At 61.1% G+C, this 22,344-nt stretch carries 24 protein-coding genes, 1 tRNA gene and 1 pseudogene; 16 read left to right on the forward strand and 10 right to left on the reverse strand.

Annotated elements, in window-relative coordinates; translation table 11 throughout:
* Nucleotides 1–33 precede the first annotated feature (33 nt).
* Together GVL52_RS17130 and GVL52_RS17135 are read left to right on the forward strand one after the other, a co-directional pair.
* Entirely contained in the window at nucleotides 34–1,059 is a 1,026-nt protein-coding gene (locus GVL52_RS17130; RefSeq protein WP_160009255.1) for a chlorophyllase, read from the forward strand.
* Between the two features lie 68 nt (nucleotides 1,060–1,127).
* The gene (locus GVL52_RS17135; protein WP_160009257.1) at nucleotides 1,128–2,159 is read left to right on the forward strand and encodes an aldo/keto reductase; all 1,032 of its coding nucleotides are present in this window, start codon (nucleotides 1,128–1,130) and stop codon (nucleotides 2,157–2,159) included.
* Between the two features lie 98 nt (nucleotides 2,160–2,257).
* Here GVL52_RS17135 and GVL52_RS17140 read toward each other — a convergent pair whose 3' ends face one another.
* Nucleotides 2,258–2,458: a hypothetical protein gene (locus GVL52_RS17140; protein ID WP_160009259.1), complete on the reverse strand. Its 201-nt coding sequence runs from the start codon at nucleotides 2,456–2,458 to the stop codon at nucleotides 2,258–2,260.
* Between the two features lie 222 nt (nucleotides 2,459–2,680).
* Between GVL52_RS17140 and GVL52_RS30415 the strand changes: the two genes are divergently transcribed.
* Nucleotides 2,681–2,848, forward strand: a complete 168-nt coding sequence (locus tag GVL52_RS30415; protein ID WP_200847845.1) for a hypothetical protein — start codon at nucleotides 2,681–2,683, stop codon at nucleotides 2,846–2,848.
* Between the two features lie 138 nt (nucleotides 2,849–2,986).
* Here the strand turns inward: GVL52_RS30415 and GVL52_RS17145 are convergent, their stop codons facing one another.
* Complete coding sequence (locus GVL52_RS17145; protein WP_244619213.1) at nucleotides 2,987–4,111, reverse strand: DUF475 domain-containing protein; 1,125 nt, start codon at nucleotides 4,109–4,111, stop codon at nucleotides 2,987–2,989.
* 393 nt (nucleotides 4,112–4,504) lie between these two features.
* Between GVL52_RS17145 and GVL52_RS17150 the strand changes: the two genes are divergently transcribed.
* On the forward strand, nucleotides 4,505–4,756 hold the full coding sequence (locus GVL52_RS17150; protein ID WP_160009261.1) for a hypothetical protein: 252 nt from the start codon (nucleotides 4,505–4,507) through the stop codon (nucleotides 4,754–4,756).
* Nucleotides 4,757–4,804: 48 nt separating this feature from the next.
* A complete protein-coding gene (locus tag GVL52_RS17155; protein WP_160009263.1) occupies nucleotides 4,805–4,984 on the forward strand; it encodes a hypothetical protein in 180 nt (59 codons plus the stop codon).
* A 127-nt stretch (nucleotides 4,985–5,111) separates the two neighbouring features.
* Here the strand turns inward: GVL52_RS17155 and GVL52_RS17160 are convergent, their stop codons facing one another.
* Nucleotides 5,112–5,675: a dual specificity protein phosphatase family protein gene (locus tag GVL52_RS17160; RefSeq protein WP_160009265.1), complete on the reverse strand. Its 564-nt coding sequence runs from the start codon at nucleotides 5,673–5,675 to the stop codon at nucleotides 5,112–5,114.
* Between the two features lie 265 nt (nucleotides 5,676–5,940).
* On the opposite strand from GVL52_RS17160, the gene GVL52_RS17165 reads away from it, so the two are divergent.
* On the forward strand, nucleotides 5,941–6,663 hold the full coding sequence (locus GVL52_RS17165) for a hypothetical protein (RefSeq protein WP_160009267.1): 723 nt from the start codon (nucleotides 5,941–5,943) through the stop codon (nucleotides 6,661–6,663).
* A 23-nt stretch (nucleotides 6,664–6,686) separates the two neighbouring features.
* On the opposite strand, the gene GVL52_RS17170 is transcribed toward GVL52_RS17165, so the two are convergent.
* Nucleotides 6,687–7,166 (reverse strand): hypothetical protein, encoded by a 480-nt coding sequence (locus tag GVL52_RS17170; RefSeq protein WP_160009269.1) that lies wholly within the window; start codon nucleotides 7,164–7,166, stop codon nucleotides 6,687–6,689.
* Nucleotides 7,167–7,387: 221 nt separating this feature from the next.
* On the opposite strand from GVL52_RS17170, the gene GVL52_RS17175 reads away from it, so the two are divergent.
* Complete coding sequence (locus GVL52_RS17175; protein WP_160009271.1) at nucleotides 7,388–7,723, forward strand: hypothetical protein; 336 nt, start codon at nucleotides 7,388–7,390, stop codon at nucleotides 7,721–7,723.
* 132 nt (nucleotides 7,724–7,855) lie between these two features.
* Nucleotides 7,856–9,025 (forward strand): TMEM43 family protein, encoded by a 1,170-nt coding sequence (locus tag GVL52_RS17180; RefSeq protein ID WP_160009273.1) that lies wholly within the window; start codon nucleotides 7,856–7,858, stop codon nucleotides 9,023–9,025.
* 190 nt (nucleotides 9,026–9,215) lie between these two features.
* Here the strand turns inward: GVL52_RS17180 and GVL52_RS17185 are convergent, their stop codons facing one another.
* The 3 genes from GVL52_RS17185 to cpdR1 form a co-directional block, all read right to left on the reverse strand.
* The gene (locus GVL52_RS17185; RefSeq protein WP_160009275.1) at nucleotides 9,216–9,575 is read right to left on the reverse strand and encodes a hypothetical protein; all 360 of its coding nucleotides are present in this window, start codon (nucleotides 9,573–9,575) and stop codon (nucleotides 9,216–9,218) included.
* A 291-nt stretch (nucleotides 9,576–9,866) separates the two neighbouring features.
* Nucleotides 9,867–9,941: transfer RNA gene (locus GVL52_RS17190), tRNA-Val, on the reverse strand.
* 82 nt (nucleotides 9,942–10,023) lie between these two features.
* A complete protein-coding gene (gene cpdR1 / locus GVL52_RS17195; RefSeq protein WP_003542883.1) occupies nucleotides 10,024–10,386 on the reverse strand; it encodes a response regulator CpdR1 in 363 nt (120 codons plus the stop codon).
* Nucleotides 10,387–10,574: 188 nt separating this feature from the next.
* On the opposite strand from cpdR1, the gene GVL52_RS17200 reads away from it, so the two are divergent.
* From GVL52_RS17200 to GVL52_RS17210, 3 genes and pseudogenes are all read left to right on the forward strand, one after another.
* On the forward strand, nucleotides 10,575–11,456 hold the full coding sequence (locus tag GVL52_RS17200; RefSeq protein WP_160009277.1) for an N-formylglutamate amidohydrolase: 882 nt from the start codon (nucleotides 10,575–10,577) through the stop codon (nucleotides 11,454–11,456).
* Nucleotides 11,457–11,816: 360 nt separating this feature from the next.
* The gene (gene hisN / locus GVL52_RS17205) at nucleotides 11,817–12,590 is read left to right on the forward strand and encodes a histidinol-phosphatase (RefSeq protein WP_160009279.1); all 774 of its coding nucleotides are present in this window, start codon (nucleotides 11,817–11,819) and stop codon (nucleotides 12,588–12,590) included.
* Between the two features lie 272 nt (nucleotides 12,591–12,862).
* A pseudogene (locus GVL52_RS17210) lies at nucleotides 12,863–13,762 on the forward strand (PAS domain S-box protein); the annotation flags it as partial.
* Here GVL52_RS17210 and GVL52_RS30930 read toward each other — a convergent pair.
* A complete protein-coding gene (locus GVL52_RS30930; protein ID WP_160009283.1) occupies nucleotides 13,704–14,591 on the reverse strand; it encodes a cell wall hydrolase in 888 nt (295 codons plus the stop codon). The pseudogene GVL52_RS17210 and the gene GVL52_RS30930 overlap by 59 nt on opposite strands.
* A gap of 186 nt (nucleotides 14,592–14,777) precedes the next feature.
* Nucleotides 14,778–15,752: an alpha/beta fold hydrolase gene (locus GVL52_RS17220; RefSeq protein ID WP_160009285.1), complete on the reverse strand. Its 975-nt coding sequence runs from the start codon at nucleotides 15,750–15,752 to the stop codon at nucleotides 14,778–14,780.
* A 435-nt stretch (nucleotides 15,753–16,187) separates the two neighbouring features.
* Between GVL52_RS17220 and GVL52_RS17225 the strand changes: the two genes are divergently transcribed.
* Entirely contained in the window at nucleotides 16,188–16,655 is a 468-nt protein-coding gene (locus tag GVL52_RS17225) for an Hsp20 family protein (protein ID WP_160009287.1), read from the forward strand.
* A gap of 98 nt (nucleotides 16,656–16,753) precedes the next feature.
* On the opposite strand, the gene GVL52_RS17230 is transcribed toward GVL52_RS17225, so the two are convergent.
* Complete coding sequence (locus tag GVL52_RS17230) at nucleotides 16,754–17,758, reverse strand: bile acid:sodium symporter family protein (protein WP_160009289.1); 1,005 nt, start codon at nucleotides 17,756–17,758, stop codon at nucleotides 16,754–16,756.
* Between the two features lie 146 nt (nucleotides 17,759–17,904).
* Here GVL52_RS17230 and GVL52_RS17235 point away from each other — a divergent pair, with 146 nt between their 5' ends.
* The 4 genes from GVL52_RS17235 to cyoB all read left to right on the forward strand — a co-directional run bounded on the left by GVL52_RS17235 (nucleotide 17,905) and on the right by cyoB (nucleotide 22,344).
* A complete protein-coding gene (locus GVL52_RS17235; protein ID WP_160009291.1) occupies nucleotides 17,905–18,759 on the forward strand; it encodes a LysR family transcriptional regulator in 855 nt (284 codons plus the stop codon).
* A 164-nt stretch (nucleotides 18,760–18,923) separates the two neighbouring features.
* Nucleotides 18,924–19,052: a hypothetical protein gene (locus GVL52_RS31195; RefSeq protein ID WP_280179109.1), complete on the forward strand. Its 129-nt coding sequence runs from the start codon at nucleotides 18,924–18,926 to the stop codon at nucleotides 19,050–19,052.
* A 216-nt stretch (nucleotides 19,053–19,268) separates the two neighbouring features.
* Nucleotides 19,269–20,357, forward strand: coding sequence for a ubiquinol oxidase subunit II (gene cyoA, locus GVL52_RS17240; RefSeq protein ID WP_160009293.1), 1,089 nt, complete (start codon nucleotides 19,269–19,271; stop codon nucleotides 20,355–20,357).
* Complete coding sequence (gene cyoB, locus GVL52_RS17245; protein WP_160009295.1) at nucleotides 20,344–22,344, forward strand: cytochrome o ubiquinol oxidase subunit I; 2,001 nt, start codon at nucleotides 20,344–20,346, stop codon at nucleotides 22,342–22,344. Before cyoA ends, cyoB begins: the two co-directional genes overlap by 14 nt.

Below are 22,344 nucleotides of genomic sequence, written 5' to 3' on the forward strand. Positions count from 1 at the left end.
TGACCACAGATCGACAGATAAAGGAAGATCACCATGCTCGACAAGACCGCAGACACCTCCACCGGCGCGACATCCGCTGCGGCCAGTCATTTTCGCGATCATGCGCTGATCGGCCAGGCGGCCAGCATTCCCGTCGGTGCGGCGTCGCCGGTCGTGTCCGTCAGCCCGGTGACGCTGCTGGCGTCGGATCGCACCATCGACCTGCAAATGCGGATTTCGGCGCCGACCACCGGCCGCGACCTGCCAATCATCCTGCTTTCGCACGGGCATGGCCGCTCGAACCATCTGTCGTCGCTGAACGGTTACGGGCCGCTTGCCAGCTTCTGGGCGGCACATGGCTTCGTGGTGATCCAGCCGACGCATCTGAGCTCGAAGTCGCTGAGCCTCGATCCGGCCAGTGCCGGCGGGCCGCTGTTCTGGCGCTCGCGGATCGAGGACATGACGCGCATTCTCGACCAGCTCGAGGTGATCGAGGCCTGCGTGCCGCAGATCACCGGGCGGCTGGACCGCTCACGGGTGGCAGTTGCCGGGCATTCGATGGGTGGGCATACGGCGAGCATGCTGCTCGGCGCGCAGCTGACCGATCCCGATGACGGGACGCTGATCGATCTGGCCGAACCGCGGATCAAGGCCGGTGTGCTGCTGGCCGCACCCGGCAATGGCGGGGACGACCTCAGTGCCTACGCCTACGAGAACTATTCGTTCTTCCGCCATATCAGCTTTGCCGGAATGACGACGCCGGCGCTTGTTGTGACAGGCGATGCCGATGTCTCGCCGCATCTGACAGTGCGCGGCGCCGACTGGCATGCCGATCCCTACAGGCTGAGTTCCGGCCCGAAGTCGCTGCTGACGCTCAAAGGCGGCGGACACGGGCTCGGCGGCATTGCCGGCTATGACGCCGCCGAGACGGATGACGAGAGCATCGAGCGGGTGGCCGTCGTGCAGCGGCTGACATGGGCCTATCTGCGCAGCGCGCTCTATCCCGAGGACACTGCCTGGTCGGAGGCTTGTGCCGCCCTTGACGGGTTGGCGGCGCTCGGCCGGGTCGAGGCCAGGTGATGGCTTGAAACGCGCAACGGCTTGTTCGCGACACCGCGCAACGATTTCACGGAAGAAGGAAAACAGTCATGCAATATCGCTCACTTGGAAAAACCGGCATCAAGGTCAGCCCCTATTGCCTGGGTGCAATGATGCTCGGCGGGCTTGGAAATCCGGATCACGACGAGGGGATCGGGATGATCCACAAGGCGCTGGATACCGGCATCAATTTCATCGATACGGCCGACCGGTATAGCCGCGGCGAGTCCGAGGAGATCGTCGGCAAGGCGTTGAAGGGCCGGCGCGAGCATGTGGTGCTGGCCACCAAGGTGCATGGGCCGATGGGCGACGATCCGAACGAACAGGGCAATTCGCGCCGCTGGATCACCCGTGCCGTGGAGGGTTCGCTGCGCCGGTTGCAGACCGATTACATCGACCTCTACCAGATCCACCGGCCGGCACCCGACACCGATATCGAGGAGACGCTGTCGGTATTCACCGATCTGATGCGGGAGGGCAAGGTGCGGGCGATCGGCGCATCGACCTTCCCGGCCTCTGAGATCGTCGAGGCGCAATGGGTGGCCGAGCGGCGGGGTCTCGCCCGCTTCCGCACCGAGCAGCCGCCCTATTCGATCCTCGACCGCAGCATCGAACGCGAGGTGCTGCCGGTCTGCGAGAAATACGGCATGGGGGTGATGGTGTGGAGCCCGCTGTCGAAGGGCCTGCTGACCGGCCGTTACCGCAAGGGCCGCGAGATGCCCGACAGCCTGCGCGCACGCTACATGCCCAGGCAGATGTCGAACGAGCAAAGCCTGGATGCGGTGGAGCAGCTGATCCCGCTGGCAGAAGAGGCGGGGCTGTCGCTGATGCACATGGCGATGGGCTTCGTGACCGCCCACCGCAGCGTCACCTCGGCGATCCTAGGGCCGCGGACGATGGAGCATCTCGACGGGTTGCTGGATGGTGCCGAGGTGCGGCTTTCCGATGAGATCCTCGACCGGATCGACGCCATCGTTCCGCCGGGCACGGATGTCGGGATCAACGAGGCGGGCTACAATCCGCCGGCGGTGATGCAGGCCGGTTTGCGCCGGCGGCCGGTGAGCGAGCGTTCTGCGGCCTGAGTGGCCGACGCGGGATAATGTGGAAGAGCAGCCGCCGAAGGTGCGGCTGCTCTTCTGCCGATCTGGCGCCAGCGCCGAAAGTCGATGTTGTGGAAGTGTCAGAAAACCTCTCGTGCGACCACAATAGCCATCGCCATCAGAGGAATGGTCACGACGCTGATCAGCGTCCAAAGCAGAATGCCCGCTGCGACCCCAATATGCCTGAATGCGTATATCAGCGCGTTTCGTTTGACCAACCAAGGGGCGACCGCGCCAAGGGCTATTCCCGCCAGCCAGATCATAGCTCTGTCTTCCGTCATTTTGATTGCCTCGTCGGACTGCAGCCTTGTTCGCGGCGATCGTTTAACCACTGGCGATTGTACCCTACAAAGCTGTCAGTTACCTGAAGCTTCGCTTGATGGCCGGGACTTCGAGCCCGCCCGCCCATTCCTGCATGGCTGGGTTGAGTTTGCGGCTGTTGTGATCAGGCCTGCGCACGCCCATATGTAAGCAGTCAATGATAAGCAAAAGAGAGAAACACAATGTCCTTCCGTCAGTCCATTCGTGACGGCTTCCTTGGTCGCGCCTTTGCGATGATCGGTGCCGCCAATGCCGTCACCGCAACGCTCGAATCCGGCCGTCGCCCGAGGCAGCGCGATCTGCGCGAACTCGGCATCGATCCTGCCATGTTCGGCCGCAACGGCCACTAACGCGATATAGCGTGATAAAGGCGGTCCCGATCGCCGGATACAAAACAGCCCGCAACCGGATGGTCGCGGGCTTTATTTTTGTCTTCAGTTCTGTGCGTGGGTTGGCCGCAGCGCCGGGCGCTGCAGCCTCGTTGCCGGTCAGGCCTGGACCTGCGGCTCCCGCTTCAGTTCTGGCGTCTGCGGCTCTGGCGTCTCAGCAAGTGCGTGTTCTTCCGCACGCTCTTTCTTGTTGTGGCGGATGGAGGACCACAGCGAGATGCCGATCAGCGTCGCGCCGCCGAGGCCGGTGATGACCTCGGGGATGTGGAACATCGTCTGCACATACATGATCACCGAGAGGATCAGGATGGCGTAGAAGGCGCCGTGCTCGAGATAGCGGTATTCGGCAAGCGTGCCCTTCTCCACCAGCATGATGGTCATCGAGCGCACATACATGGCGCCGATGCCGAGGCCGATGGCGATGACGAAGAGGTTCTGCGTCAGCGCGAAGGCGCCGATGACGCCGTCGAAGGAGAAGCTGGCATCGAGCACTTCAAGATAGATGAAGGCGCCGAGGCCACCCTTGGCGGCAGCGCTCATGGTCTGCTGCGAGGCATCGAGCAGGCCACCGACCACTTCGACCGCGAGGAAGGTCAGGAGACCGTAGATCGCGCAGTGGACAAAGGTGCTGGCTTCTTCCTCCGGCAGGAAGGACGAGAAGATCAGGACCAGCGCCAGGACGAAGGCGATCTCGATGCCCTTGATGGTGGCGGAACGCGCCATCAGCCTCTCGAGGCCGGCGATCCAGTGGACCTCCTTCTCGTGGTTGAAGAAGTAGTTGAGACCGACCATCATCAGGAAGGTGCCGCCGAAGGCTGCGATCGGAAGATGAGCGTCGTTCATGATGCGGGCGTATTCTGCCGGCTCGCGGGCAGCCAGAACCAGGGCTTCCCAGGGGCCGATCTGCGCGGCGATGGCGACGATTGCCAGCGGGAAGACGATGCGCATGCCGAAGACGGCGATGATGATGCCCCAGGTCAGGAACCGGTGCTGCCACTCGGGCGTCATGTCTTTCAGCTTGTTGGCATTGACGATGGCGTTGTCGAAGGAGAGCGAGATCTCCAGCACGGCGAGCACCGTGCAGATGAAGAAGACGGTCGCCATGCCGCCGATGGTGCCTGTGGTCTGCCAGCCGAGGGCAGCACCGAGGATCAGGCCGAGGACGGTGACGACGAAGGCCCAGGTGAAATAGCTGAGCGAGGATTTCTGCGTGGTAGGGGTCATGACCGCACCTCGCAGCCAGTGGTGGCGAGAGAGAAGATGCGGGAAAAACGCGACATACCACAACGGGCATGCGCGCAAGGCATGGTGTGCTTTTTCATAGACTGAAAATCCGCCGGCTTATTTGCAGGCGGTACCGACATCACGAGAGCGCCGTAAAAACTCTCGCCAGAGGGGCCCGGCACCAGGTTGTCCCGTCAGCCGATGTCTGAGGCTGTGGGATCAAGGGAAGGTAGTGATGTTATTTCCGCAGTCAAGATCGACGCCCTGCAGGCAGCCTGCTTTTCTTCGGAACCATCCGGCCATTTCGTCGTTAGGGTTGAGTTATGCGGTGGATACATCGCAGGCGTGCCGACTTCACATGCAAGCCGACTTCACATGCAAAACGGGAGGCAGATGATGCACAGTTCCACCCATGGCCCGGATACCCATATTCCGGACAAACGCACCCAGGCACCTGACCGGATGAAGCGGGCCAAGCCGAACCGGATGCGCAATGCGCAGGTGATGCCGCCGCATCACGTGGACCTGACCCTGACGCCGGGCGTCCACCACGACATTCACGTTCCCGCCCATGTGACGGGTGGCGACCTGTCCCGCAAGGGGCCGTTGCCGGCGTCCGAAGACAAGAGTGATGGCAAGCGCTGAGCTGGCGTTTCCATTGGAGCGACTTCCCCAATCAATGATGAGAGAACGATGAAGACCAATACCGTGCCTGACGAGATCTACCTTAAGCATGAGAACGAATGGCAGGCGCTGCGGCAGATCGCCGACAGCAAGCTGGATCTGCGGACGATCGAGACGCGGCTGGGGTATGCCTTCCCGGTGAAGGATGGATCGCGCCCGGATGCAGGCAAGGTCTTACCAGCCGGTTGAGCGGACATCCGTTCTATAGATGATGCCCTGCTTTTGTCAGGGCGTCATGTTTGGCGATGATGGAGGAAAGGGACTGCGCTGAACGGTACGCGGTCGATCGCCTTCCGGTCATCTTGAGCCTACACCCTCAGAAGCCGATCGTTTCCTCGAACTCGTCCCAGGATTGGGAGATCTCGTAGCGGCCGATGCCGGGGATGGCGAAGTGGCCGAAATAGGGGCTGAGCTGGAATTCGGCGAAGGTTTCGCTGAGCTGGCGGACGGCGCCGACATAGATCGCCGAGGCAAGCCCGGTGCGGTTGGCACCATGCTCGCAGTGGATCAGCAGCGGTTTGGGTGCGTCGGCCATCAGTTTGGCGAGCCGCTGGGATTCGGCGATCGGCAGCACCTTCGACGACGAGATCGGGAAATCGATCAGCGTGATGCCAGCCTTGGTGGCGGCGTCGGTCTCGGCCTGATACCAGGCGGTTCGTTTCTCGTCGCGCAGGTTCAGGATGGTCTTGATGCCGTAGTCATGGGCGTAGGTGGCGATATCGGAGCCGCTCGGCTGGGCGGATCGATACAGTTCGCCGGGGATGACCTCATGGAAATTTCCGGTCAACTGCCCGATGCCTGCATGGCCAAGGACCAGCAGGGCTGCGGCAAGGACCAGGCGCACCGGCCATTTCAAAAATGCGAAATGTCTGAGCTTCATATCTCTAACTTCGGCAGTCCCTGTGACCGCGCTTCATCATCGCCCTTCACATGGGGAGGCGGGCTTTCAGATGCGATCCAATTCAAGGAAACGTGACTGTCCGCCACCCTAATCGTCAATTGCTACGATCGTGTGGCGGCTGTGTTGCAAAATATGGCGCGCTCGCAAAACTTGCCACTTTGACAAAACTGGAAGGGGCAAATGGTGATCGCCAACCTTTCGGAAAGGATTGCGCGGCGATAATCCCGCAAACGGGATTCGCAACATGGCCAAGACAGCGACACGCCGCCGCAAGGCACCGACACGATCGAGATCAGGCGCCAGAAGCAGCGGCGGCGGCAGTGCCGTTCCGTGGGTGATCATCGGCGTTCTCGCCGTTGGCGGCATTGCCGTCTACGACAACTGGAAGAGCGTCAAGCCGATGCTGGCCTCGCATACGCCAGCCCCTGCCGTCTCGCGACCGGTCAGCGTGGCGAAGAGCATGCCGGTGCGTGAACGCGAGCGCGATGCGGGGCCGAAGGAGACGGCGTCGATCTCCTCGATCTCGCGCATCCTGCCGCCCGCCGCCGTGCCGATCCCCGCTGCCAAAGCACCTGCCGTCGTGGAGAAGGCGGTGCCGGTGTCGATTTCGCCCGGCCAAACCGAGGCCGCAAAGGCGGCGTTCGGCTATTGCGGGCAGGGCGAGCATATCAACTGCGTCGCCGACGGCGGCACCTTCTGGTACAAGGGCGAGAAGATCGTCATTGCCGATATCGTCAGCCCCGGCATCGACAATGCGCGCTGCGACGGCGAGCGCAAGGTCGGCTTTGCCGCCAAGCTCAGACTGCTGAACCTGCTGAATGCCGGATCGTTTTCGATGAACGCCGCCGGCCAGCCCGACAAGGCCGGTTCGCCGCGGGTGATCTCGCGTGACGGCCGCTCGCTCGGCGGCCAGATGGTCAACGAGGGGCTGGCGCGAAAGCCCGGCACAGGCGCCTTCTGCGCCTGATATCGCTGCCGGGCCAGTGAAGCCTATTTCTGCTTCGGTGCCTTGCCGTTGGTCTTGAAGGTGCTGGAAAAGGCGGTGTCGGTGCTCTTGGCCGTGCATTCGATGGTCACCGGCTTGCCGCCGTAAGGATTGCCCATGGTGCAACTGCCCGAGACCTTCACCTGGCCGGTCATCTTCTGGCCGGCGCCTGTGACGATCATGTTGAGCGGAAAGGTAACAGTGCCAGCGGAAGCGGCCTTGATCTTGGTGCCGTCACCCTGGAAGCCGAGCATCTTGCCACCGGCGGTGAAGATGAAGGTGACCTGACCGTTGACCAGCGTGACGCTTGCCAGTTCGTTCTCGCAGGCCTTCGACGCATCGACCTTGCCGACGACAAGCTTGCTGCATCTGCCGGCCAGCGTCAGCGCGCCCGGGGCGCCCGGAAAGTTCTGTTGTGTCTCGCCCGCTGCCTGCGCCAGGGATGCGCACAGCAATGCGCCAGCGGTCAAAATTACCAGTCTCATGTCAATACCTCGTCATCCATTCGCAATAACGCCACAGCGCGGACGCCATGCCATTGTTCTGTGTTCGAAATTGGTCTGCGGGCTAGACTTTCAATGCAGGGATGCGGAACTTCGCATCGGAAGCAAAAGCCACCAGAAATGGGCGCTTGAAACCACTTTTACATCCTTCAATCCGATACTATGACGCGTCGGCGCCCCAGACGGGGTAACAGGGTGGAATCATGAAAAATATCAAGCTGTCGGCAGTCTCTGCCATCGCATTTCTGGCATTCGCAGGCGTATCTCATGCTGAAGACCTGGTCTTCACGCTGAAGAACGGTACCAAGTCCGTCTTGACCAACTTCTATACGTCGCCGGTCGGCGTCAACGAGTGGGAAGACGACGTGTTCGGCAAGCAGGTGCTGAACCCCGGCGAAAGCATGGACATCACCATCGGCGACGGTCGCGAGGTCTGCAAGTACGACATGAAATTCGAGTTCGAAGAAGACTCCGATCTCGACACCACGACCGATACGCAGAACCTCTGCGAAATGGGCTCGTACACGATCCACGAGTAAGGCCAGGCATAAGGCCACCAATAGGCCGCGAACAGGCGCTCGCGCCAACATCGACTTGGCTGACGAGGCCCGGCAAACCGTTGCCGGGTCTTTCTTGTATCCACCTTCCCTCTGTTTTGCGGTTTGATCGACATGAGTTTTACGGAAACCACCTCCACTTCCTGGTTCGGGCGCATCAAGAAGGCGCTGACCGGTCTTCTCGTCGGCCTGCTGTTTCTGGTCGGCAGCATCGTGCTGCTGATCTGGAACGAGGGGCGGGCGATCCAGACATACCGGGCGCTTGCCGAGGGCGCTGCCAATGTCGTGTCGGTGGATGGCGCCAAGCGCGATCCCGGCAATGACGGCAAGCTGGTGCACATCAGCGCGGCTGTGACCGTGGATGGCGTGCCCCGCGACGAGATGTTCGGCATATCGGCCGAAAAGGCCGTCGGTCTTGCCCGTGACGTCGAGATGTACCAGTGGGTGGAAAGCAGCGAGAGCAAGACGGAAAAGAAGATCGGCGGCGGCGAGGAAACCACCACGACCTATTCCTACCAGAAGGAATGGCGCTCGGGCCGTGTCGATTCCAGCCGCTTCAAGCATCCCGACGACCATGCCAACCCCGACACCATGCCGGATGGCCAGACCTTCGTTGCCGATGCCGCCCATGTCGGTGCCTTCTCGGTGCCGGCCGGTATGGTGGCCGATATCGGCCAGCGCACTGCAGTGTCGCTGACCGATGCCGACGCTGCCGAGGCCACCAAGCGATTGTCGGCCAACCGGCCGGTGAAGCGCGACGGCCAGGGCCTCTATGTCGGCCAGTCATCGACGAGCCCTGATATCGGCGACCTGAAGATATCGTTCGAACGGATCGACGCCCGGCAGGCAAGTTTCGTCGGCAAGCAGAGCGGCGACGCGCTCACCGCCTATATCTCCAGAAATGGCCGCGATATCTTCCTCAGTGGCGCCGGCGATGCCGATGCGGTCTCGATGTTCAAGGCGGCGCAGAGCGAGAACACTGTGATCACCTGGATCCTCAGGCTGGTCGGGCTGCTGGCGATGTTCATCGGCTTCGTGCTGATGTTTGCGATCTTCGGCGTGCTGGCCGATATCATCCCGTTCGTCGGGTCGATCGTCAGCTTCGGCACGTCGTTGTTCGCCTTCGTGCTGACATTGCTGCTCGGCGCCGTGGTGATCGCGATCGGCTGGGTGGCGTATCGGCCGCTGGTGGCGATCGGCGTCCTGGTGGCGGCTGCCGTGGTTGCGTTTCTGCTGGTCAGGCGCCGCCGCAGCGCCGTCACGGCTCGGCCGGCGGCAGTGTAGTGTAGCGCCAGGCATGACGGGTCGCTCTGATGGGCATCTGCGTGTCGGCAACGACGCGCAAGATTTCGCGGTGCGATGCCTGCGCCATCACGTCAGCCACATCCCCAAGCCAGATAGCAAAACGCCCCGGAAAAACCGGGGCGGTGATGATTTGCCGTTGATCAGCCTTCGCTGGAAGCCAGGCGGCTGATCAGTTGCAGACGCGGATGCTTTCCATGTGCGAGCCGCCATCATAGGCGTTCTGCACCGGGCGATCCTCGAACCAGCAACGCGGGCGCGGCGGGGGTGGCGGTTCTGCGTAGTTTCCTCCGCCATTGGCAATTGCGCCACCGATCAGGCCGCCGAGAACGCCGGCTGCAAGGCCGCCGGCAATCACGGCGCCGTTGTTGTTATGGCGCCTGCGCGGCGGGGGCGGTGGTGGCGGGTCATTGCGATAGCCGTAGCCCGGCGGGCGGCGATCATACTGTTGGGCCATCGAGGGCGCCGAGGTCGCCAAGACGCTGCTGAACGTGGTTGCGGCAACCACAGCGTACAGAACCAACTTCTTCATTGTGCATGCGTCTCCATTGGGATTGAGGCGGCTGATAGCCTCTCAACATGCGCACAACATGGCATCAGCCAGCTTAATGGTTTCTGAACAATCCTACTCAACAGGATTGTGTTTTAGTGGATTGCGGTTTTAGCGGCGGTTTGGATCGGACGGTCCACTCGACGGCGACACGACAACGGTCGCGGCGGAGACTTTCACCTGTCATTGCCAAAGGCTGCACAGGCCGTATGAGCGGCTGCCCCAAAATGTCAAAGGGCTCAGCGATGTCTCGCTAAGCCCTTGAAATCTGGATGGTGGGCGTGACAGGGATTGAACCTGTGACCCCTACGATGTCAACGTAGTGCTCTCCCGCTGAGCTACACGCCCATCCGATGTCGGCGCATAGACCACAAACCTTTTTGGCCGTCAATAGGCTTTTTTGGATTTGTGAAACGCGCCGCAAGAACCCTTAGGCAGCAAGCATTTTGTTCACTTCGTCGACCAGGTCGCGAAGGTGGAAAGGCTTGGAAAGGACCTTTGCGTCCTTCGGTGCCTTCGAATCAGGATTGAGCGCAACCGCCGCGAAACCGGTGATGAACATCACCTTGAGGTCGGGATCGAGTTCGGTGGCGCGGCGCGCCAGCTCGATGCCGTCCATTTCGGGCATGACGATATCGGTGAGGAGGAGAGAGAAAGGTTCCTCGCGAAGCCGGTCGTATGCGCTTGCACCATTGTCGTAGGACAGGACCTTGTAGCCTGCCTTTTCGAGCGCCTTCACAAGGAAGCGGCGCATGTCGTTGTCGTCTTCTGCGAGAAGTATTTTCTGAGTCATTATCCAGACCGCTGATCAGTGGAATTTATGCGTGGGGCGTTGGTCATTTACACTAGAATTCGGCCAGTAAACAACCGGTGAACTGCCTGTGGAAAGCGTCATCCCCATGAGATAGTATGGACTTGGACGCTGGCAACTGGCAACATGCGCGAAGCAGCTGCTTGTGGGCATGGTTAAGAGGCAAAAAGGTGCACGAGATTCCCGAGTACGAGATTTTTGAGATCCGGGAGCCCGCATCACATACCATTCCATTCGTTTATAACTCCCCCCATAGCGGCCGTATCTATCCGCCGGACTTCATTGCGCAGTCGAGACTGCAGGGCATGTCGATCCGACGCTCGGAGGATCACTATGTCGACGAGCTTTTCGGGGCCGCGGGCGCGCTCGGTGCACCGCTTCTGGTCGCGAACTTTCCCCGCGCCTATCTCGACGTCAACCGCGAGCCCTACGAGCTCGACCCCCGGATGTTCGACGGATTGCTGCCCCCCTATGCCAACGTCAATTCGCTCAGGGTTGCCGGCGGTCTCGGCACCATTCCGCGCATCGTTGCCGAGAACATGGAAATCTATGCCAGACGGCTGCCGGTGCAGGAGGCGCTCGACCGGATCGAGGCGGTCTACAAGCCCTATCACGCGGCGCTGCGGCGGCTGATTGCCCGCACCCATGTGCAGTTCGGGTTCGGCGTGCTGATCGATTGCCACTCGATGCCGGGCAATATCCGCGTTGCCGGCGCCACCTCGCGGCCCGATTTCATCATCGGCGATCGCTATGGCACCAGTGCCTCTGCCGAGCTGTCGCGCATGGCCGTCAGTATCTTCGAGGAGATGGGCTTTGCGGCGATCCGCAACAAGCCCTATGCCGGCGGCTTCATCACCGAGCATTACGGCCGACCTTCCCGCGGGCTGCATGCGCTGCAGATCGAGGTCAACCGGTCGATCTATGTGGATGAGGTGACGCTGGAACGGCGCGCCGACTTCCCTGTCGTCGCCGGGGCGATCACGTCGTTTATGCAGCAGATGGCGGATTACGTCGCGAAGTTCGCCGGCGATACGGCGCTGGCTGCCGAGTAGCGGGTTTCCTTGCGGCGCCCAATCTTTTTGAATACGGCCAATTCGTCAAGCTTCGCCAGAATGGCGGCCGAGCGTACAATTGCTGTCGTCAAATCGATGTAGGCTGAGTCAGCCGCTCAACTCATGCTCCAAAAAAAGACCGCCTTGCGGCGGTCCAAGTCTAGGGAGGAAACACCCAAGGAGGGTATTTACAGTCAGAAGACTGTGAGGAGAGGCTACTATTGCGCTGCACAATTGTCAATCATTTTATTGCGATGCAAAAACAATAGGCAGCCGGCTAAAAACTGCCGCTTGCGTTTGCAACGGGCCCGGTTTCGGCTATGAAAAGCGCCACCGACCGCTATCAAACGGATTTTGCCCATGTTCCCCGATCGCTCGTTCTTCAATCGCCTTGCCGAAGCTGCCAAGGCCGAGACGCTGCCGCGTTTTCGTTCGGGCGTCAGCGTCACGAACAAGCTTGCGGGCGGGTTCGATCCGGTGACCGAAGGCGACCGGGCGGCTGAAGCTGCGATCCGGACGCTGATCGAGGCGCATTTCCCCGAGCACGGCATTCTCGGCGAGGAGCATGGCAATATCGGGCTCGACCGCGAATATGTCTGGGTGATCGATCCGATCGACGGCACGCGTGCCTTCATCTCCGGCGTGCCGGTCTGGGGCACGCTGATCGGCCTGCAGAAGAATGGCAGGGCGATCATGGGGATGATCGAGCAGCCGTTTACCGGCGAGCGCTATTTCGCCGACGAAAGCGGATCGTTCTACACCGGCCCCGAGGGCGAACGGACGCTGAAGGTGCGCGACTGCGGGGCGCTTTCCGATGCCATCCTGTTCACCACGTCGCCGCATATCTTTGGCGAGGACGAATTGCCGAGATACCAGAGTGTCGAAAGCAAGGTCCGGCTCTTCCGCTATGGTACGGATTGCTATGCCTATGCGCTGTTGGCGGCCGGCCATATCGATCTCGTCATCGAGAACAATCTGAAGCCTTACGATGTCGGCGGCATCATTCCGGTGATCGAGAAAGCCGGCGGGATCATCACGACCTGGGACGGCGGGCGACCGGAGAATGGCGGCTCGATCATCGCGGCCGGCAGCCGGGCGGTCTATGACGCAGCGATGGCTCTTTTGAACCAGTAGACGGCGGTTGCTGAAGGCGCCCGCAATTGGCGTATTGCGAGCTTCTCGGCAGTCTTGACCGGGCAATATGTATCTACGGGTTGCGTTGCAAATTTAAGCATATTTAAAATTTATATTTAGTAGTAAATTTGCCATTACATGACGTTACTATTCGCGCATGGGCTGATTGTTAATGGACGGGAAACGTTTCGCTGCAAATCTTGCCGCCGAAACGTCCATTTCGGATTCTTTGCCTCGTCGGCATCCCGTTTCTCAGTTTAGGGCAAGTCACAATGCAGTTTTTTTCTTCCGGTAGCCGTGGCGCCAAAGCCGTCCTCGATGCCGTGAGCCGCTCGCAGGCCGTCATCGAATTTGATCTTACCGGCAAGATCCTGTTTGCCAACGAGAATTTCTGTCAGGCCCTGGGCTATCGGCTCGAAGAGATCATCGGCCGGCATCACAGCATGTTCGTCGAGCCCGCGGAGGCAAAGAGCGCGGAATATGCGACGTTCTGGAAGCAGCTGGGCAAGGGCGAATTCGATCGCCGGCAGTACAAGCGGATCGGCAAGGGTGGTCGCGAGGTCTGGATCGAAGCCTCCTACAATCCTGTGTTCAAGGGTTCGACGCCCTACAAGGTCGTCAAGTTCGCCACTGTCATCACGGAGACGAAGCTGAAGAGCGCCGAAGACGCCGGCAAGCTGGATGCATTGTCGCGGGCGCAGGCGACCATCGAGTTCACGCCGGACGGGCACATCCTGACCGCCAACGAGAATTTTCTGAAGACGCTCGGCTACACGCTGGAGGAAATCCGCGGCAAGCACCATTCGATGTTCTGCGATGCGCAATATGCCGGTAGCGCGGAGTATCGGGAATTCTGGCGCAACCTCGGCGCCGGCAAGTTTGCGGCCGACGAATTCACGCGCATCGGCAAGGGCGGCCGCAAGGTGTTCATCCAGGCCTCCTACAATCCGATCTTCGACATGAACGGCAAGGTGTTCAAGGTCGTCAAGTTTGCAAGCGACGTCAGCGAGCGTGTGCGTGCGGTCAGGGAACTGGGCGACGGCCTGCAGTCGATGGCCGACGGCGATCTGAACCAGACCATCGACAAGCCCTTCATCGCCTCGCTCGAGAGGCTCAGGACCGACTACAATGCGTCGATCGGTCGTCTCCGCTCGGCGATGCGCGCCATTGCGTTTCAATGCCGCCGCGCATGCGGGCATTGTCAAAGGATGCCGGGCGCGGCATCGGAACGGCCACTGCCGTCGGGATGGTGAAGACATCGGCTTCGGCTGCTGCCTGTGGCGCCTCAACTGCCGTTGGTGCCGCGGGCTCTTCGAACTGGGTGTTGACCACGCCTTCGACCATCGGCATCGGCGTCGGCACCGGAGCAACCGGCGGCACGAGCAACTCGAACTGCGCAGACATGTCACCGTGCGTCGGCATGTAGTTCATCGCGACTTCGTAGGCCGGAAGCGGCGAGGGGGTCTGCAACTCGCCGTCGGGGCCGCGCTTTTCATAGAAAGCATTGCCGCCGGCGACCGCTACATAATGCATGTTGTCGTAGGGGAATTTCAGGCCGTCCGTGTGGAAGAACATGGCTTCCCTGACGTCCTTGTTGCGCTCGCCCTTCAGAAGTGCGTCGGCTGCAGCATCGAGATCGGGCTCGGCTGCGGACTTCACTTCGCGGGTCATGACGCCGGGGGCAAACTGCTTTGCCTGGGCGACGACGCCGCAGATCGATTTGGGGTAGGCCGGCGATGTCAGCCGGTTCATCACGACGCTGCCGACAGCCATGTAGCCATCGTGGTCGGAATGCTGTGATTCGAAATACATCGCCCGCTTCAGGCAGGAGCGATCCTCGGTCGTGTAGTTGTAGGTCACCTTTCCAGGTGCGCCCGTCTGCAGACGTTTTGTCGTCTGTATGCTGCCGGTGGTCTTCGGTGCCGTCGTGCACCCCGTCGCAGCCAAGCCTACAATCATGATCCCGAAGAGGGATCGTCCCATTACGTATTGCGCCCTCAACGCCAGGTGCCCCCTATGTGATTAGTTCAGCCCTTATCGAAAAAGTGAGTAACTATTATCTTACAATCGTAAAAAATTCAAACGCTGCGTTACATTTTTGTCGCAAAATGTGATCAAAAATTCAGCGCCTACGCCAGATTGAAACTGCAGCGCAGCAATTGCCCGATACCTGCACGGAGGGGTTGTTCAGGTGCCGAAGCCTTCCAACTCCTCGGCCACCTCGGCATCGGCCCCGGGAATGAAGGCGTGGAAGGCTGCAAGTGCGGCCTTACGGTAGACGTCGCGCTCCTGCAGCACCTCGTGGCGGGCGCCGTTGATCGGCACCAGCTGGCCGGCGCGGAAATAGCGGGAAAGGCGTTCCTGGGCGATATAGGGCACGATGGTGTCGCGCGTCGGCGCGATCACCACGGTCGGTATGGTGATCGAGAACAGGTGGTTCGGCGACGTCACGCGCTCGATGGTGCGGAAGGATTCAAACAGCCAGCGCGCCGTCGGGGGGCCGAGCGAGAGTTCCGGATATGCGGCCGATATCGCCACGTTGCGTTCGAAACGGACTTCATCCGAGGTCAGCGGATTGTCGCGGAACGGCTTTTCGCGGAGCTTGCCCGACAATGGCATCGAGCCCAAACCCAGCGAGCAGGCAATGGTGGCAAGGCGCCTGATGGTGCCTGGAGAGGCTGCCTGGCCGGCCAGGCCGATGAAGGGTGCGGTCAGCACCATGCGCTCGATGCGGGTGGTGAGATAGGGCGCGGCCGACAGCGCGATCAATGCGCCGGTCGAATGCGCCAGCATGTAGAAGGGCAGGCGGGTGTCGGGCAGCACGATCTTTTCGAGGAAGGTATCGAGGTCGTGCTCGTAATCGATGAAGCGGCGGACATGGCCGTAGTGGCGCTTCTTCAGCATGCGGGCCGAATTGCCCTGACCGCGCAGATCGAAGGTCGCGACCCAGAGACCCTTGTCGGTCAGGTCGCGGATGGTCTCGTAGTATTTCTCGATGAATTCGTTGCGGCCATGAAGCAGCACCACCGTGCCCTTGGCCACCGGAGCGCTGGAGCGGAACACGGCGTAGCGCAATTGCAGGCCGTCATGGGTTTCGAAGAAACCTTCCGTGCGGTTTTCCGGAACCGGATTGCCGGGTGTCGAAAACAGAACCTGGTCCATAGCAGTTCGCGCGTGTCCTTCAGGCGGATTCGGAATGAAGTAAAGCGGATAGGCGATCGGCCTGTCAAATCAAAGAAAAAAGCGGGACGGTGATCGCCTCGAAAAAAGTGGCCGGCATGCGGGACCTGAGGGGAGCGCAATGCCGGCCGGAGATCGGGCTGGAGACGAAGGGACGATACTCCCCAGCCATCGAGCCAGTGTAACCCGATGACGCAATCTCTAATGCAGCGCGTCTGAACGGATGCCGAACCGGGCGTTCATACCGGGTTCACGGTGGTTAATCCGGGTATATTCGCAGGGTCTTGAAGTCCGAAAACCCTATCACCATCTCATGGTAGCGGACGCCAGAACGGGTCCGCAGAACCGTCCCGAAGCTGCCGATCAAGGGGTTTCAGGGCAATCTATCGCAATCAGTCGCTTCCTCAGGAGGACACCATGCGTCACGTCGATTTTTCCCCGCTCTATCGCTCCACGGTCGGTTTCGACCGCCTGTTCACCATGCTCGACAGCCTGGGCCAGCCCGACCAGGGCCAGACCTATCCGCCCTACAATATCGAGCGCACCGGTGAGAACACCTACCGCATCACCATGGCCGTTGCCGGTTTCGACGAAACCGAAATCTCGATCGAGGCACAGGCCCACGCTTTGACCGTCAAGGGCGAGAAGAGCGAAGACAATGCGGAAGGCAGCGAATTCCTCTACCGCGGCATTGCCAAGCGCACCTTCGAACGTCGCTTCCAGCTTGCCGACCACGTCGAGGTGACAGCTGCGTCGCTGAAGAACGGTCTGCTCCATATCGACCTGCTTCGCAGCATTCCCGAAGCCATGAAGCCACGCAAGATTTCGATCGCCGCCGAGCCGGTGAGCGCACCGAAGTCGATCGAGGCCCAGATCACCAACTAACCGATCCCTATTGGGATAATGCCGAAGGCGGCGCTCGATACGGGCGCCGCCTTTTTGTTGTCTGTTGCTCTGGTGTCGATCAGGCCGGGGGCGCCTGCTCAGGCCGGGTTGGCGGCCTGTTCGACTTCGGCGTTGGTGACGCGGCGCTTGTGGGCGGCGGCGTATTTCTGGGCGATGACGGCGCAGACCATCAGCTGGATCTGGTGGAACAGCATCAGCGGCAGAACGATGGCGCCGATCGCCTGGCCGGCGAAGATGACGTTGGCCATCGGGACGCCGCTGGCGAGGCTCTTCTTCGAGCCGCAGAAGGTGATGGTGATCTGGTCGGCCTCGTTGAAGCCGAGCAGGCGGCTGCCGAAGGTGGTGATGCAGAGGACCACGGCGAGCAGCACCATGTCGGCGACGATGACCACGGCGATATCGGAGATCGAGAAAGTGTGCCACAGGCCCTCGACGACGGCGGTGCTGAAGGCGAGATAGACGACCATCAGGATCGAGCCGCGATCAACCGGCATCAGGAGCTTCTTCTTGGCGCGGATCCAGTCGCCGATCCACGGCTGCAGGATCTGGCCGAGGATGAAGGGCAGCAGCAGCTGGGTGAAGATCTGCAGCAGCGCATTCCAGGAAAAGCCGCCATGGCCGCCGACCGAAAACAGCAGGCCGACGAGCAGCGGCGTCAGGAACATGCCGAAGATGTTGGACGCAGAGGCCGAGCAGATCGCTGCCGGCACGTTGCCGCCGGCCATCGAGGTGAAGGCGATCGAGGACTGTACCGTGGACGGCAGGACGCAGAGGAAGAGAATGCCGAGGTAGAGCGGATGCGGCAGGATCGAGTCGGGCAGGAAGCCGAGGCCCATGCCGAGCAGCGGGAAGATGCCGAAGGTGGTGAGCAGGATCACCAGATGCAGCCGCCAGTGCAGCAGGCCGGCGATCACCACGTCGCGCGACAGCCTTGCGCCGTGCAGGAAGAACAGCAGCGCGATGGCGAGCGTGGTGGCAATGCCGAAGTAACCGGCAAAGGCGCCGCTCGCCGGCAGCAGCGAGGCCAGGATGACCGTGCAGACGAGCAGGATGGTGAAGGTGTCGGGCAGGAAGCGGCGCATTGGTTCAACTCGACTTTGGGGGCTTAACCCGGTTTTGTGGGCTTTGCCCGGCTCTGGGCTTTACTCGGCTAAGGATGGATCAATCCTGTTTCTTCCATTATGATACTGGATGCAAGAAATAACAGTTATCACGAAACGGGATGACGATGCTGGATCTGACCCAATTGCGCAGTTTCGTGGCCGTCGAGCAGATGGGCAGCTTCACGCTTGCCGCCGAGCGGCTGGGGCTGGGGCAATCGACTGTCAGCCAGCACATCCAGCGGCTGGAGACATCGGTCGGGCGGCGCTTGCTGGCGCGCGATACGCACAAGGTGGTGCTGACGACCGATGGCGAGGCGCTGCTCTCGCATGCCCGCGCCATGCTGTCGATCGAGGGGCAGGTGCAGTCGCTGTTCACCGGGCACAGCCTGCGCGGCAGTCTGAGGCTCGGCGTATCGGAGGATTTCGTCACCAGCCAGTTGCCGGCGGTGCTCGAGGATTTCGTGCGCTCGCATCCGTCGGTCGATCTGGAGCTGACGGTGGCGCTGTCGGGCACGCTTTATGAGATGCAGGACAATGGCGAGATCGATCTGGTGCTGGCGAAGCGGCGGTTGGGGGATGCGCGCGGGCGGCTGGTCTATCGCGAGCCGCTGGTGTGGCTGGCGCGCGATCCGGAGCATATATTGAGCATCACGCCGCTGCCGCTGATCGCTTTTCCGCCGCCGAGCGTTACCCGCAGCATTTCGCTGGAGGCGCTTGGGCGGCAGCAGATCGCCTGGCGGATCGTCTGCACCTGCGGCAGCCTCAGCGGGCTGACGGCGGCGGCGCGGGCCGGCATGGGCGTGCTGGTGCAGCCGCGCAGCATGGCGCCATCGGGGCTCAGGGAGATCGGCAAGGGCAAGCTGCCGGTGCTCGAGGATGTCGAGTTCGTGCTGGTGCCGCGCAAGGGGGCGGACCAGACGCTGGTCTCGGCGCTGTCGGACGATATCCTGGCCAAGGTCCGCAGCCTGCGGTCGGGCTGAGCGCCGGTGATGCCATGCAAATCCGGTTTGCTTGCCGCTTGGTTAATCCGCTGCGCGGCATTTTAACAATGCCTCAACCCTGTCGCTTAGGTTTCTGGTTACCTCAAGCTCCTAGTTTAGCTCTTGCTCAAGGTCGAGTTCGGGGCAAACGGGAGAACGGACCGATGATATATGGAGCACTCTTCGTTTCCGGGCTGGTTGCCTGCGTGATGCTGATTGTCGTCAGTGGCCACGACGCATCGACGACAGATAGTGGCGCGCCGCCATCGGCCGTCATGCTGCACCAGAACTAGCCTCTTCGGAGAATCACAAGGCGTCTTTTGCAACGGTGATCTGCTGGATTAAGCGGCGGATCACCGTGCAGGCTCACGCGTTATCGCCATGACCGCGGGCACAGCGGCCAAGATATTATCTTCCTTACAAAATGTCGCAGCCAAATCGGCCTGCACGACCCGGGAAGTTTGATCTATGTCAAAGCTGCCGCACCGGGCGCAACATAGCTTCCGCGGATGCGCCAGAAAACATTCATATCTCGAAACTTTCGCCGGTTTGTCGCACCCCTTGCGCTGCTTTTCCTCAGCGGTTGCAAGATGGTGGTGATGAGCCCAACGGGGGACATCGCTCTTCAGGAGCGTAACCTCATTCTTGTCGCGCTCGGATTGATGCTCATCGTCGTCATTCCGGTGCTGACCATGATCGTGGTCTTCGCGTTCCGATACCGCAAGGGCCGAGCGCCGGAGCGGTACGATCCGACCTTCACCCATTCGACGCCGATCGAACTGGTGGTCTGGTCGATACCGTTGCTGATCATCGCATGTCTCGGCGTGGTCACCTGGGTCACCACCCACAGCCTCGATCCGTTCCGGCCACTCGACCGGATTTCCGCCGATAAGCCGCTTTCCAAGGACACCAAGCCGCTCGACATCCAGGTCGTATCCATGGATTGGAAGTGGCTGTTCATCTACCCCGAACAAGGCATCGCGACGGTCAACGAGTTGGCCCTGCCGGTCGATGTCCCCGTGCGTTTCACCATCACGTCCACAAGCCAGTTCAACACGCTCTCGATACCGACGCTGGCAGGCATGATCTATGCGATGCCGGGCATGAAATCGGTGCTGCATGCCGTGCTCAACGCGCCGGGCGATAGCTGGGGCTATTCGGGCAATTACACCGGCCGCGGCTATTCCGACATGCGCTTCCAGCTGCACGGCCTCGACAAGGCAGGGTTCGATCAATGGGCCGCGGGGGTAAAGGCCTCGGGCGAGACGCTATCGACAGCACGATATCAGGCCCTGGAGGAACCCAGCGAAAAAGTGCCGGTGATGCATTTCTCCGCCGTTGCCTTCGAACTCTTCGACAGGGTTGCCAACCGCTGCGTCGTGGCCGGCTCGCCCTGCATCGCGGACGTCATGCGCAAGGATCGCGCCATGGATCGCGACAACGGCGGTCTGATGGCGCTGCCGTCCTCGAACATCTGCCGAACCTTACCGGACAGTGCGTTCAACGAGACCGCTCCCGACCGCGCGATCAATCGTGACCTTTCTAACATTGGCGCGCCCAGCGCGCCGGAATCGCAGGGCTCCAATGGAAGACTTTAACCTCACAAAGATGGTGTTCGGGCGGCTGACGCTCGATTCACTGCCGATCCACGAGCCGATCCTGGTCGGCACCTTCATCGCAGTTGCCGCGCTCGGCCTGATCGTCGTTGCCGCACTCACCTACTTCCGCCTCTGGGGCTACCTGTGGAAGGAGTGGTTCACCAGTGTCGATCACAAGAAGATCGGCATCATGTACATCGTGCTCGGCATCATCATGCTGCTGCGCGGTTTCTCGGATGCGGTGATGATGCGACTGCAGCAGGCGGTTGCCTTCGGGGGCAATGAGGGCTTCCTGCATTCGAGCCACTACGACCAGATCTTTACCGCCCACGGGACGATCATGATCTTCTTCGTGGCGATCCCGCTGGTCGTCGGCATCGTCAACTTCGTGATGCCGCTGCAGATCGGCGCGCGCGACGTCGCCTTCCCCTATCTCAACAATCTCAGCTTCTGGCTGACGGTCGCGGGTGCGGTGCTGGTGATGATCTCGCTGTTCGTCGGCGAGTTCGCACGCACCGGCTGGCTCTCCTACGCGCCGCTGGCGGAGACTGCCTACAGTCCCGATTCCGGCGTCGATTATTATCTGTGGTCGCTCGAAATCGCCGGCATCGGCACGACGCTATCGGCGGTCAACATGGTCGCGACGGTCGTCAAGATGCGCGCTCCCGGCATGACGATGATGAAGATGCCGGTCTTCACCTGGACGGCACTGTGCAGCAACGTGCTGGCCGTCGCCATCTTCCCGGCACTGACCGCGGCATTCTTCCTGCTGCTTCTCGATCGCTATCTCGGCACCGCCTTCTTCATCAACGATCTCGGCGGCAACGCCATGCTCTACTGGAACATGGTGTGGATGTGGGGTCACCCCGAGGTCTATGTTCTCGTGCTGCCGGCCTTCGGCATCTATTCCGAGATCACCTCGACCTTCACCGGCAAGCGCCTGTTCGGTTATTCGTCGATGGTCTACGCCACTGTCGTCATCACCATCCTGTCCTACCTCGTCTGGCTGCACCACTATTTCACCATGGGGTCGGGTGCGAGCGTCAATGCCTTCTTCGGGATCGCCACGATGGTGATCGCCATTCCGACCGGGGCGAAGGTGTTCAACTGGCTGTTCACGATGTTCCGTGGCGAAATCCGCTTCGAACTGCCGATGATGTGGGTCGTCGCCTTCATGCTGACCTTCGTGGTCGGCGGCATGACGGGTGTGCTTCTGGCTGTTCCGGCAGCCGACTTCGTGCTGCACAACTCGCTGTTCCTGGTGGCGCATTTCCACAACACCATCATTGGCGGTGTCGTGTTCGGGCTGTTTGCCGGCATGACCTACTGGTTCCCGAAGGCCTTCGGCTTCAAGATGGACGAGTTCTGGGGCAAGGTTGCCTTCTGGGGCTGGGTCATCGGCTACTGGGTTGCCTGGACGCCGATCTATATCGTCGGCCTGATGGGCACCACCCGTCGTGTCAACCACTTCGACGATCCTACGCTGCAGCCCTATTTCGTGATCGCCCTGATCGGTGCGGTGATCATCCTGATCGGCGTTCTTGGCTTCGTCATGGCCATCGTCATGGGCATCGTGAAGCGTGACAAGCTGCGCGACGTCACCGGCGATCCCTGGGATGCGCGGACACTGGAATGGTCCACCTCGTCGCCGCCGCCGGCCTACAACTTCGCGATCACGCCCGTCGTCTACGAACTGGACGCCTGGCACGACATGAAGGCTCACGGCTACAAGCGTCCGACGGACGGCTTCCGCCCTGTTCACATGCCCCGCAACACGGCAACCGGCCTGATTGTATCGGCTTTGGCCGTAACGCTCGGCTTCGGCATGATCTGGTACATGTGGTGGCTGGCCGCGATCAGTTTCGCGGGCATCCTGGTGGTCCAGATCGCCCACACCTTCAACTACAGCCGCGACTATTTCATCCCGGCCGAAACGATTGCCCTTGCCGAAGGCAAGCGCATGCAGGCGTCGGAAGTGAGGGCCTGA

Origin of the sequence: Rhizobium sp. 18055 (genome assembly GCF_902706285.1) — a bacterium.
GTDB lineage: Bacteria > Pseudomonadota > Alphaproteobacteria > Rhizobiales > Rhizobiaceae > Rhizobium.